Annotated in this window: 14 protein-coding genes; 2 read left to right on the top strand and 12 right to left on the bottom strand. The window is 35.4% G+C overall.

From position 1 onward, the window contains the following. Positions 1–61: 61 nt before the first annotated feature. The 12 genes from Q3Y49_RS07640 to Q3Y49_RS07585 all read right to left on the bottom strand — a co-directional run bounded on the left by Q3Y49_RS07640 (position 62) and on the right by Q3Y49_RS07585 (position 10,792). Complete coding sequence (locus Q3Y49_RS07640; protein ID WP_303271709.1) at positions 62–592, bottom strand: OmpH/Skp family outer membrane protein; 531 nt, start codon at positions 590–592, stop codon at positions 62–64. A 19-nt stretch (positions 593–611) separates the two neighbouring features. Then, positions 612–1,100, bottom strand: coding sequence for an OmpH/Skp family outer membrane protein (locus tag Q3Y49_RS07635; protein ID WP_303271708.1), 489 nt, complete (start codon positions 1,098–1,100; stop codon positions 612–614). A 60-nt stretch (positions 1,101–1,160) separates the two neighbouring features. Further along, positions 1,161–3,824 (bottom strand): BamA/OMP85 family outer membrane protein, encoded by a 2,664-nt coding sequence (locus Q3Y49_RS07630; RefSeq protein ID WP_303271707.1) that lies wholly within the window; start codon positions 3,822–3,824, stop codon positions 1,161–1,163. Then, positions 3,821–4,549 carry an undecaprenyl pyrophosphate synthase gene (gene uppS, locus Q3Y49_RS07625; RefSeq protein ID WP_303271706.1) on the bottom strand — a complete coding sequence of 243 codons (729 nt, stop codon included), beginning with the start codon at positions 4,547–4,549 and terminating at the stop codon, positions 3,821–3,823. The genes Q3Y49_RS07630 and uppS overlap by 4 nt, the downstream gene beginning before the upstream one ends. 79 nt (positions 4,550–4,628) lie before the next feature. Continuing rightward, on the bottom strand, positions 4,629–5,336 hold the full coding sequence (gene porG / locus Q3Y49_RS07620) for a type IX secretion system protein PorG (protein ID WP_303271705.1): 708 nt from the start codon (positions 5,334–5,336) through the stop codon (positions 4,629–4,631). A 3-nt stretch (positions 5,337–5,339) separates the two neighbouring features. Further along, positions 5,340–6,572, bottom strand: coding sequence for a DUF6089 family protein (locus Q3Y49_RS07615; protein WP_303271704.1), 1,233 nt, complete (start codon positions 6,570–6,572; stop codon positions 5,340–5,342). A 60-nt stretch (positions 6,573–6,632) separates the two neighbouring features. Next, entirely contained in the window at positions 6,633–7,520 is an 888-nt protein-coding gene (locus Q3Y49_RS07610) for an NAD kinase (RefSeq protein ID WP_303271703.1), read from the bottom strand. Next, positions 7,513–8,175 carry a CBS domain-containing protein gene (locus tag Q3Y49_RS07605; protein ID WP_303271702.1) on the bottom strand — a complete coding sequence of 221 codons (663 nt, stop codon included), beginning with the start codon at positions 8,173–8,175 and terminating at the stop codon, positions 7,513–7,515. Before Q3Y49_RS07605 ends, Q3Y49_RS07610 begins: the two co-directional genes overlap by 8 nt. Then, complete coding sequence (locus Q3Y49_RS07600; protein ID WP_303271701.1) at positions 8,172–8,939, bottom strand: alpha/beta fold hydrolase; 768 nt, start codon at positions 8,937–8,939, stop codon at positions 8,172–8,174. Before Q3Y49_RS07600 ends, Q3Y49_RS07605 begins: the two co-directional genes overlap by 4 nt. Before the next feature lie 125 nt (positions 8,940–9,064). Continuing rightward, positions 9,065–9,664 (bottom strand): anthranilate synthase component II, encoded by a 600-nt coding sequence (locus Q3Y49_RS07595; protein WP_303271700.1) that lies wholly within the window; start codon positions 9,662–9,664, stop codon positions 9,065–9,067. 106 nt (positions 9,665–9,770) lie between these two features. Further along, complete coding sequence (locus Q3Y49_RS07590; protein ID WP_303271699.1) at positions 9,771–10,295, bottom strand: CvpA family protein; 525 nt, start codon at positions 10,293–10,295, stop codon at positions 9,771–9,773. 44 nt (positions 10,296–10,339) lie between these two features. Next, positions 10,340–10,792: a GatB/YqeY domain-containing protein gene (locus Q3Y49_RS07585; RefSeq protein WP_303271698.1), complete on the bottom strand. Its 453-nt coding sequence runs from the start codon at positions 10,790–10,792 to the stop codon at positions 10,340–10,342. 56 nt (positions 10,793–10,848) lie between these two features. Here Q3Y49_RS07585 and Q3Y49_RS07580 point away from each other — a divergent pair, with 56 nt between their 5' ends. Next, the gene (locus Q3Y49_RS07580; RefSeq protein ID WP_303271697.1) at positions 10,849–11,568 is read left to right on the top strand and encodes a pyridoxine 5'-phosphate synthase; all 720 of its coding nucleotides are present in this window, start codon (positions 10,849–10,851) and stop codon (positions 11,566–11,568) included. 119 nt (positions 11,569–11,687) lie between these two features. Continuing rightward, on the top strand, positions 11,688–12,452 hold the full coding sequence (locus tag Q3Y49_RS07575) for an alpha/beta fold hydrolase (protein WP_303271696.1): 765 nt from the start codon (positions 11,688–11,690) through the stop codon (positions 12,450–12,452). The last annotated feature ends 3 nt before the right edge of the window (positions 12,453–12,455 follow it).

Below are 12,455 nucleotides of genomic sequence, written 5' to 3'. Positions count from 1 at the left end.
TTCTTCAGGGCCAATATCATTATATTTCAATTGAAATTGAAATAGTATTTTCAAGAATTTATCAATTGTCAGTTGCGGAAGCATCTGGAGCTTCAACGCCTAATTTATTTAATACCATTTTAGAGATATCACCTGATTCTTCATCAGATATATATAACAAAGCCTCAGCTCTTAGTACATGAGTATACCCATTCTCTTCTGCTACTTTATCAATAGCATTTTGAATTTTCTCATATAACGGCTGATAAAGCTCTTGCTGCTTACGTGCAATTGATTGCTCCGCATCTTGCTGGAATTTTTGCAATGATTGTTGTAAACCTTGCAATTCCTGCTCTTTTTCAGCTCTAACCTGTTCAGTCATGGTAGGTGCATTTTGCTGATATTCTGCAACTTGAGCTTGAAAATCCTGGTACTTTTGCTGAATAGAATTTGAAAATTGTTTTTCGTAAGCCTCTACTTGAGATTGTACTTCTTTTGATTCAGGCATTAAGCTTAAAACATAATCAGCATTTGTAAATCCTATTTTTGTCTCTTGGGCACTTGCTGTATAAAATAAGCCCAAAGCTAAAATTAATATTAATCCCTTTTTCATCTGTCTATTTTTACTTTTATTAATTTTTGTTTAAATCGTTTTCGTCTAACAATCCTAATTCTTCTAGAACTAAATCTGTATAATCATGAATAGGATCAGTATATATCATGATAAGCTCACCCGCTTTATCGAATACTATTTGTAATCTTTCCTTTTTGGCAACTATTTCTACGGCATCAAAAACCTTATCCTGTACAGGTTTAATTAATTCCTTCTTCTTTAAAAAAAGTAAACCATTAAATCCGAACACTTTATTTTGGTACTCTTCAACCTCTTTCTCCTTCTCTTCAATACCAGCCAATCGCTCTTCCTTTAATTCCTTCGTTAGCAATACCTCCTCTGCTTTCAATTCTGCATATCTGGATTCTATCTCCTTACGCATCTGTTTGATTTCATTTTGCCATGCGGAAGTAAGTGCATCAATTTCTTGTTTTGCCTCATTATACTCTGGCATCTTACTCAAAATGAACTTAGAATCTACATAGCCAAATTTCTGTGCGCTCGCCATTTGCGAACTCAGGCTTAAAATTACAATTGTTATTAGGACTTTAACAAATCTCATACCAATTTATCTTTGTTGATTACCAATTGTAAAGTGTATTTGCCCTCCGCTTGCTCTATTTGTTCCAGGAGCGTTGTCAAACCCATAACCCCAATCGATACCGATAGTACCAAAGGCAGGCATAAAAATCCTTGCACCAACACCAGCAGAACGTTTTAGATCGTAAGGATTGTATTGACTAAAGTCGGTCCAAGTGTTTCCTGCCTCTCCAAAGCCCAATACAAAAATAGTGGCTGATGGGTTAAGAGAAATAGGATATCTCAACTCCATAACAAATTTGTTGTAGATCGTTCCTCCACTGATTTGTCGGCTAGTTGCGGCCCCATTTTCAAAACTTCTCACAAACTCAGTAGGTCGAAGCGAATTATCCTCGTATCCTCTCAGGGCAATGATATCACTTCCTAAAATGAAACCTTGCCCTGCTAAGCCGGAACCTCCCAATATAAATCTTTCAAATGGTCCAACTCCCACTTTATCTCCATAACTAGAAATGATACCAAAATTAGCTCTTGTATTGATAACTAAATCACCAACAATCTGATTAAAGAAGGAAGCATCAAACATCCATTTATTAAACTCTAGGAAATTAATACTTTCTTCGAATGAAAGCTCGTCATAATTTTTATTATTCAATAAACTATAGGGCGGAGTAAGTGAAACTGCCAAGCTTACATTCGATCCTTTTCTAGGGTAAATTGGATTGTCAACACTATTTCGAGCAATGGTGGTTTTCACACTTATATTATTAGCTTCGCAGGTGGTACAACCCAATTGAAACCCTAATCTATTTGAATTATTCAATGTGTATCTTGAATACTCTAATGAATTAGCTAAAGTAAAATAGTTATCAGGCCATTTTAGTCTTCTAGACAAACTCGCAAATCCTCTGAAAATTCTGAATGAGCCAGAAATCCCTGATCTAGGATCGCGGAAATTGACAAAATCTCCTTGATATGAGTAACTTCCTCCAATCGTCAGTGCGTTTGGTTTTTTGCCACCTAACCATGGCTCAGTGAAGGAGAAATTATAACTCTGAAATTGTCTACCATTAGCTTGGAACTGTAAAGATAGGATTTGTCCATCTCCAACTGGCAATGGATCCCAATTACCAAAATCTAAAAAGTTGCTGAGGGAGAAATTATTAAAGGTTACTCCTAAGCTTCCTACGAAACCTATAAAACCACCCCAACCACCTGATAATTGGATTTGGTCATTTGACACTTCTTCCAAATCCCAGTTGATATCAACCGTCCCATCATTAGGGTTAGGTATAGGAGTTGGATTAACTGTTTCTGGGTTGAAATATCCTAATTGCGATAATTCCCTTTGTGTTCTAATTAGTTTCTCTCTACTGAACTTCTCACCAGGGATGGTCCTAAGTTCTCTTAATACAACATGATCATTGGTCCTTGTGTTTCCATTGATGGTTACTTTATTGATTGTGGCTTGGGCGCCTTCATAAACCCTCAACTCTAAATCAATAGAATCTTGCTCAACATTCACCTCTACTGGTGTGACATTAAAGAACAAGTAACCATTATCCATATAAATTGAGCTGATATCATTACCCGTAGGATCATAGTTCAATTTTCTGTTGATTTTTTCAAGATTATAGATATCACCTTTATTAATATTAAGAACAGCACTTAATACTTTATCGCTATACTTAAAATTTCCAGTCCAATTAATATCCCTGAAGTAATACTTTTTACCTTCATCTATTCCTATTTCAATGGCTATATTATTGCCGTCCTTAAAGATGCTATCATATGAAATTTCTGCATCTCTATAGCCTTTACTATTATAAAAGTCGATTAATGTATTTTTATCCTCTTCGTAATCTGCTTTAACTAGTTTAGAGGATTTGAAGAAATTCACATTTACATGTTCTCCAAAATAATCTAGCGCTTGACTGATGCCAACAGAATCTTGTTGAGTCATAAATTGGAACCAATCTTTTGGCTTGGAATGTAAAGCTCTGCTGACAAGATCTTCGAATAAGGTAAAACGTAATTTTTCGTTTGTATTTTTGAGTCGTCCTTTCAGTCGTCTGTCACCGAAAGCCTCATTCCCCACAAAATAGATATCCTTGACTTTAACTTTATTCTTTTTATCTACTTTGAAGATCAACTCTACCCCATTGCCAACCAAATTATCTGGCTTTTGCCGGGAAGTAACCTCAACATTCAAAAATCCTTTCCCTTTATAAAATTTTACGATATTAAGTTCTGCGTTTTTAACTGATGCATCTGTCAAAATTCTACCTTTAACTAAACTCAACTCATCAGAAACTTCTGACACCTTGGCTTTTTTTATACCCTCAAAAGTGAATCTAGTCAATCGAGGAAGCTCCTCTAGATCGAGAACTAATTTAATCTTGCCTTCATCAACCACTTCGTAGCGTACAGTAATATCAGCAAAAAGCCCTTGTCTCCACAACTTCTTAATGGCAAAAGAGATATCATCCCCTGGAATATCAATTCGGTCACCCTTTGAAATTCCGGTTATAGCAATCACCGCCCCCTCATCTAAATACTCCAAACCAGTGGCTACCACTTCTACTACCTCATATTTACGAGGCTTACTGTAGTCCATTGCTGGGTTAACTTGCGCTAGTAATGTATTTGCGCTTATAAGAATACCAATTAATAATAATAATTGTCGTTTCATTCACTTAATACTTTTCCAAATCTTCTCTCTCGAGATTGGTAATTTAATAATGCTTCGTGCAAATGTTCCTTTCTAAAATCAGGCCAAAGAACCTCTGTAATATAAATTTCTGAATATGCCAGTTGCCAGAGCATAAAATTACTTATTCTAAACTCTCCGCTGGTCCTAATCAATAGTTCGGGATCCGGAATACCTGCTGTTGACAAATAACTCTCGAATTTTAAGTCTGTCAAATCCTCATTCTTGAACCCTTTATGCTCACTTTCATAAATTGCTTTTCTACAAGCTTGAGTAATATCCCATTTCCCGCTATAATTCAATGCTAAGATTAAATTTAAGCCCTTATTATTTGCCGTTTCCTCCTTGGCAGTTTGCAATTCTTTATAACACTTACCAGGCAATTTTTCGATATCTCCAATGGAAGTTAATCTAACATCATTTTCCATCAGGGTTTTCATCTCTGATTTAATCGTAGCTACTAGTAATTGCATTAAAGCATCTACTTCAATTTTGGGTCTACCCCAGTTTTCAGTTGAAAAGGCATACAAACTTAAATGAGAAATACCCAATTCGGCACATCCCTCAACAGTGTCACGGACAGACTTTATGGCATTTTTATGACCAAAAACTCTGGCGGCTCCTTGCTTCTTAGCCCATCTCCCATTGCCGTCCATTATAACGGCTACATGTTTTGGTAAATTGTTTTTATCCAAATTTTTTTCCATCTGCAATCAACTGCTCGAAATAATGGCGCAAGGTACAAAAATCATTGTTATTAATAAACTTGTAAGAAAATTCTACTCTTTATTTTTGTAAGGGTACGGGGCAATCTACAGCCCAGAAAGTATAACTAATAGAAAGGCCTGTATAATAATACCAATCATTGTCATTCCAATCTCCAAATTGAAAATCAGAATTTCTCTTATCTGTTATTTCTTGAACAGATATGTTATCTAAGTAATCATAGAATAATTTTCTGGCAGAAAATTCGAAATTCAATGTCCATAATGGCCCTAAGCTATATTTAAGACCACCCCCAAAAGGCAACATCAATTGAATGTCGCTATAATCCGCATTTTTTTCTACTCTATTGATGAGGAAAAAACCGGCACCAGCCGTTATGTATGGTGTGAATTTCACCAGTGCTCTATTATTTCTGAAATCTAGAAATTCGTAAGTAGCTTGTCCTGAAATTTCGGTGATAAAATCTCGAAATGAAGCATTACGGACTGCAGCTTGTGGATCAATGGGGGTTTCACTTCCTTTAATTCTTCCCGCAACAAAATTTAATTTACCTGCCCAACCTTCCTGGAAATTCCTCGCATAAAATAAATTAACTCCTATAGATTGGTTTTGTACAGAGTAAGTACGAATTAAGTCTCCAGTGTAATTAAAGCTAGCTATCCCTCCTCCAAATTCTTTGGATTGTGACATTGCATCTTTTGCAATAAGACAAAAAATGAATATAAAAACGCTATAGCAAGTTGCTTTTCTGAAAGAAGACTTCAACATAAATTATCTAAACTTTGCTCCTCTAACGAGCCCACCGCCTAAAATGTATGTGATAGAAATATTAGTTGAAATATAAATGTCATTATCACTTTGATTACCCCTATTATTCCTTCTCACATCATCATTACCAATACCTCCCGCCTTTCCATATCCTGCAGCCCTCCTCCAAGTGAAATCGGGATTCAAGGCCGTATTGTAAGTATTAACTCTTTGGGAATAAAGCACTGGTAATATATTTTCATTAAAGGTAGTGGCATCAAATTGGTTTGATAAATCTGACATTGCCATTGCTAAAGCTACATCCGGATTTTCTCTTGGATCACCAAAGGCTGACAAATCTATATACTCTCCACTAACATCATCTAAATAGTCAGTGAAAGTATGTCGATAACCGACTTCTAAAGATATATCTAAATTATTCGTTAATTTATATCTGGCGCCAATTCCTACAGGAATCACAAGTTGCAATCTGCTATAAGGAGTAGGAAGTTCTTTCCCGTACAAGTCTTGGTATTGACTTCTTGTTTCTGCATCTAAGAATTGACCTTCCGTTCCTAAATCTCGGAGATTAACCCATTCTCCAGCTTGCTCTAAAGGAAAATATCGAGGTGTTTGGCCTCCTTGAAAATCTTCTGGATTTGGTGCCAAGAATGCATCGGTGGTCATAAAATCTGGAACAAGTCCCTTGGGGTTATGATATACCAGTCCTGCGCCAAAAAATGCATAAATATTTAATGGGGGTCTAGAGGAGAACCTTCCACCATGTTTAAATAAGTCAATTTGAGCCGTAGCTGAAAGCTCAAATATATCATTTCTGAAACCCAAGTTTCTTAAATATCTATTTGCATTTTCGTTGGTAAAATTATCTACGCCAATAGTTTCAGTGTCTGAGGCCTGTAATCTACCCCACATGAAATTTGCTTTCCAGCTATATCTATCTCCAAACTTTTGCTTTACAAAAAGATTAATACCCGGTCTTGTAAAAGAAACATCGGTACTTAAGACCGTTGGCCTAGGCGCTATATCACCAAAATAATTCAAGGCATTAATACCACCTCCAATGGAAAAATATGAGATTTCAGGATTGAAAAGTCTTTTAGAACCTGAAAATGAGCCTATCTTTTTGCCACCTCTTCTTCTTTTATTTTTTCCTCCAAAAATTTGAGCATCAACAGTTTCCGGCAATATTATAGCCGCTGACATGATGATAGAAAATACCAATAATAATCTTTTCATATTAATTCGGTTCTGTACTTAAAGAGCAAAAATAAGACAAATAATTTAAATTAGTGGTACTCAATTCCTTAAATCTAGTCCCCAATTTAACTTTTGCCTTAGAGTATCAAAATAATTCATTTGGTCAAACGTAATCAATTTAGCTTTAAAATCCCCTTTTCTAACTGACATTTTGATCGAAGAATCGACAGAATGGGATTTTGAATCGAGGGATACAAGAAATTTGTTGCTGCGCCCTTCAATTTTGAATGAAATTACACTTTGGTCTGAAACAATTAAAGGCCTGACATTCAAGTTATGAGCACTGACAGGAGTAATTACAAAATTATTAGAATGAGGTAAAATGATGGGGCCTCCACAGCTTAAAGAATAACCGGTTGACCCAGTTGGTGTAGCAACAATCAATCCATCTGCCCAATAAGAATTCAAATATTCACCGTCAACGTACGTATGGACGGTGATCATAGATGAGGAATCTGTCTTTAATATTGCAAATTCATTAAGTGCAAATGGAGTGGCGCCAAACACTTTTGAGTCCGTCTCTAAGCGTATTAATGCTCTGCTATCAATTTTATAATTCTTACTCAATAAGTCAGAAAGGGCTTTTTCTATTTTACTTTTGGGAGTTGTGGCCAAAAATCCTAACCTCCCCGTATTAATTCCCAATATTGGAGTTTCAATAGAACCAACATAGCTGACAGCCTCCAACAATGTGCCATCTCCTCCTAAGCTGATCAGATAATCCACATTGTCCGATTCAAACAAATGCTTAAAAATTCTGAAATTTGAATATTCTGGAAATGCTTTTCTAAATTTATCAGCAAATAATTGGGAAACTATTAATTCAACATTAGCAGAGATTAAAAAGTCAACCACTTTTTTGATGTATGGCTTTACCTCTTCATTAAATACCTTTCCATGTATTGCAATTTTTACCGAATCAGGCATCTAAATATCTCATTAACATATCTAATCTTTCTTTTTCATTAGATATTGATTTTACTTCTTGATACTTGGCAACTACTTTGTAGCCGAATCGCTCTAAAGTAGCAATTACGTGAGTCAAATCAATTTTATTGATCTTCAATGTCAATCTAAATTTTGTGGGTTCATTTTTATCAATATTTAGGCTAGACCCCATTACCTGGGCTTCATTTGACTCTATTAACCTACTTATTTCACTCAATGAATAATCAGACTGATTAAGTGAAAGCACAATTACACCTCCTTCACTTTGGATTGAAGCCGATTGAGAAAATATGGAAAGAGCATCAGATAACACGACAACACCTAGATACTCATTGTCAGCATTCAAAATCACAACGCATTCGAAATCAAAATCCGTTGCTTTTTTTACTGCTTCATATGTATGCTGATATTCAAAAACGAAACAATTTTCCCCTTTCAATAAAAAGTCTCCGGCCTTAGCGTCCACGGTATTATGATCCATGATCATTTCTTCGGTTAAGAATCCCAAGAATTTTTTATCCTTTATCACGGGTAGCGCATGAAGCCTAAGTTCCTCCATCCAAATTAATGCTTTTGTAGCATCATCTGTAATTTTCAGAGGTGGGATCATATCGTTTATCAAATCTATTGTCATGCTGTTGCTTCAATTTCAGTACTTTTTAACCATTCATCTAGATAATTGTTAAAAATCTCTGGATGCTCCATCATTGGAGCATGGCAGCACTTATCTACAAATTTTAAAGTAGTATTTGGTATTAACTTATCAAATTCATGAGCTACCATCGGTGGCGTTATTGTATCATTCAAGCCCCACACCAATAATGTCGGTGCCGTAATTTTCTTAATATCTTCGCGCATATTATGCCTCTGCGCTGATTTGGCAATAGCTACAATTCGCATACACTTTGGGATACTTTTTGTGGTTTCAAAAACTTCGTCCACCAATTCTTTTGTAGCAGTTTTCGGATCATAAAAAGTATATGCCACCCTTTCTTGAATGTAATCGTAGCTTCCCCTTTTTGGAAAAGAGCCACCCATTGTATTTTCAAAAAGACCAGAACTACCAGTCAAAACTAATCTTTTTATTTGATCTGGATGTCTGAGGGTATAAATCAGAGCTACATGACCTCCTAAAGAATTCCCAATTAAGGTCATTTGGTCCAAGCTCTGTTGCTCTACAAAGCCTTCGACAAAATCTGTTAAAGCACCCAGTCCGGCTTGCTTGATAGGCATTTCATAAATGGGCAATAAAGGGATCAACACTCTATATTCTTGGGAAAACTTATTTACCACACCTTCCCAATTACTTAATGCACCAAACAATCCGTGCAATAAAACTAAAGGTTCTCCTGCTCCCTCATCAATATAACTGTACTCTCCTTTTTTATGTATTTTCATAACTTATTTTAATTCACTTTAAATTTGAAAAGCTGCATCCAGCATTTCAAAATCCAAAGATTAAACTTATTTTCATTATAACGATTAAAAAAATATTATGGTTAAATATATCAATTTCCTTCAAACTACGGTAATTTATTCAAAATAGCTTTCTTATTTGTTTTTAAAAGACCCATCCAATTCTCCAAAATTTTCAAACCATTTTGAGTAAGTGCTGCTTCAGGATGATATTGAATGCCATAAATGGGTAAATTTTTATGCTTAAAAATCATGTTTTCATTTTCTGTAGTCACTGCAAGGGGAACAAGCATAGTCTTTTCTAAATTACTAACTACTAATGAATGGTACCTTACCACCTCATATTCACTGATGATATCTTTGAAAAGCTTATCATTTACCAGAATATTAACTTTGGAAATCTTCCCATGCATAGGTTTTATACTTTTTATAACCTGAGCCCCGAAATAGCTGGCAATGGCTTGATGTCCTAAACAGATTCCCAAGATGGGTAATTCATTTTCAAAAAAACGAATATAGTCCATTAGATAGCCCGCCTCAAACGGTTTTCCCGGACCTGGAGATAAAACTAAGGCCTCATAATTGTACGACTTAATCTTTTCGGGTGGAACATCATTTCTAACAATTTCGCATTCCTTTCCTAATTGCTTGAAATAATCAACCAAATTAAAAGTAAAGGAATCAAAATTATCTATAATTAAAATCATTGGCTATTTTACAGAATATGATAAGTGATTTCTCTACAAATTGTCAGTGGGAAGGGAATATCTGAATCGTAAGTCCCTTCTCTAAACATTTGACTAAATGACTCTATTAAATTATGAATTGAGATTTCAACTGGTTAAATACATCCTGAATGAATGGCAAGTATGTTGCTATCAAATCCACCACGAAAGGAGCAATAGAAGCAATTATAGGATATACGTATGTGCCTTCTGCCATTTCCGCTGAAACACTAATATCTATAGATTCACCTAGCCAAAGAATCAAGCTTACACCAAATGCCCACTTTAAAAAACCTATTACAGCACCAGCAAAATTATCCAAGCCCCCCAATAAGGTCATATCAAGGATTTTTTTGACAATTTTCCCTACCAAATTCACAATTAATAAAATTGCGATAAACAACAACACAAAAGATATTATTGGCAAAGCTTGTTCCCAATTTTCAAAATAGGGCTGTAATACGTCCATGCCAAAATCCAGTAGCTTAAATGCGCCTACAATCGCCAAAATTAGCGCTAATAAGGAAACTATTTCCAAAAGCAAGCCTTTTTTAAAGCCTAAGTAGGCACCAAAAAACAAGGGTATCAACAAAATGATATCAAGTGTTTTCATCTAAAGATGTTATTTTTAATGGACAGATAGAATCTTTGATGATTTCAAGAAGTCAATATTTGCTTAACTAATTGAGAAATCATTTTTCCATCGGCCTTTCCCGCTAGTTCCTTGGTAGCAACCCCCATGACTTTTCCCATATCTTGTGGGCCTGAAGCACCTAAATTTTGTATTATTTCTTTCAATTTTTCGGTTAACTCTTCTTCAGACATTTGCTTGGGTAAGTATTTTTCTATTACCTGCAATTCGAGCATTTCAGCATTGGCCAATTCATCCCTACCATTTGCTTTGTAGGTTTCTGCTGATTCTTTTCTTTGTTTGGCGGCTTTCATTAATAGTTTCATTTCAGCATCTTCGGAAAGACTTTCTTCGGCACCCTTTTCCGATTCAGCTAATAAAATCATCGACTTAATAGATCGTAATGCTTGAAGCTCTTCTTTATTTTTAGCTTTCATTGCATTTTTAATATCGGTATCAATTTGTTGTTTTAAGCTCATAGTAAATTTTTAAAATCATTATCTTGCCGACAAAGTTATCATATAAAAATAAAATTATGACACGCTTAAGCGTCAATATCAATAAGATTGCCACTTTGCGCAATGCAAGGGGTGGAAAAAACCCTAATGTAGTGAATGTTGCTAAAGATTGCGAACGTTTTGGAGCCGAAGGTATTACAATTCATCCTCGGCCTGATGAAAGGCATATCACCACCCAAGATGTGTATGATTTGGCACCAATTGTGACAACTGAATTTAATATCGAAGGCTACCCAGATCAAAGGTTTTTGGATTTAGTTAAAAAAAACAAACCTGCTCAGGCTACTTTAGTCCCAGATCCGCCAGGAGTTCTCACCTCAAATGCTGGTTGGGATACGGTACAAAATCATGATTTTCTGAAAGAGATAATTTCTGAATTAAAAGGAATGGGAGTTAGGACTTCTGTTTTTATTGGAACAGAACCAAAACTAATTGAATATGCTGCGAAAGTTGGGACTGACAGAATTGAACTCTACACAGAACCTTATGCAGCAAATTACGCTAAGGATAGAGATGATGCTGTTGCGCCCTTTGTTTTGGCTGCCAAAAGAGCTAAGGAACTAGGCTTAGGGGTCAATGCTGGGCACGATTTGAGCCTAGAAAACTTAAAATTCTTAAAAGAAAAAATTCCTTTTTTGGATGAGGTCAGCATTGGGCATGCCTTAGTTTGTGATGCATTATACTTCGGACTTGAGAACAGCATTCAGCTTTATCTTAGAGAATTGAGAGAGGCTTGATTGAGAAGTAGGAAGTAGGAAGTTTGGCGGAGGGATGATAAATGTTAGAATAATTTGAAAATATTGAAATTGTATTGATACTAAGTTCTAGTATCTAGATTCTAAAAATCTTAAAAAAAATGGAATTAAACTATAAAGAACTAGGTGATGGTAATCAGTCACTGATTATTTTACATGGATTATTTGGTTCATCTGACAACTGGATGACGATCGGTAGAAAATTATCTGAAAAATTCAAGGTGTACCTGGTTGATCAAAGAAATCATGGTGACTCACCACATGATGAGGTTCACAATTACGAAGCAATGGCTTCTGATTTGAAAGGCTTTATTGAATCAAATCATATTGAACATCCACATATTATAGGACATTCAATGGGTGGGAAGACAGCCATGTATTTCGCTGTTCAAAATCCTGATCTATTTGATAAATTGGTTGTTGTCGATATTGCTCCAAAGGCATATCCTGTCCACCATGACTCCATATTAGAGGGACTCTGCAGCTTGAATTTAGACGAACTTGAATCCAGAGGTGATGCGGATAAAAAATTATCTGAATATGTTCCTGAGAAGGGTGTGAGACAATTTTTATTGAAAAACCTTACTAGGAATGAGAAAAAGGAATTCGAGTGGAAAATAAATTTGCCGATTCTAGAAAAGAATATAGAAGTGGTGGGTAAAGGATTGGAAAAAAGATTAACTACTGAAAAAGAAGTACTTTTTATCGGTGGAAAAAACTCTAATTATATTAAATCAGAAGACCATATTGCGATCAATAATTTCTTCCCGAATGCAAAGATAGAAATGGTAGAAGGGGCAGGTCATTGGATTCATGCTGAAAAACCAGAAGAATTTTTATCTTTGATTGAAAATTTTTTACGATAAAAG

Source organism: Marivirga harenae, from assembly GCF_030534335.1.
Classification (GTDB): domain Bacteria; phylum Bacteroidota; class Bacteroidia; order Cytophagales; family Cyclobacteriaceae; genus Marivirga; species Marivirga harenae.
Note: the sequence above shows the minus strand (reverse complement) of the source record. Positions and strands in the feature narration are given on the sequence as shown.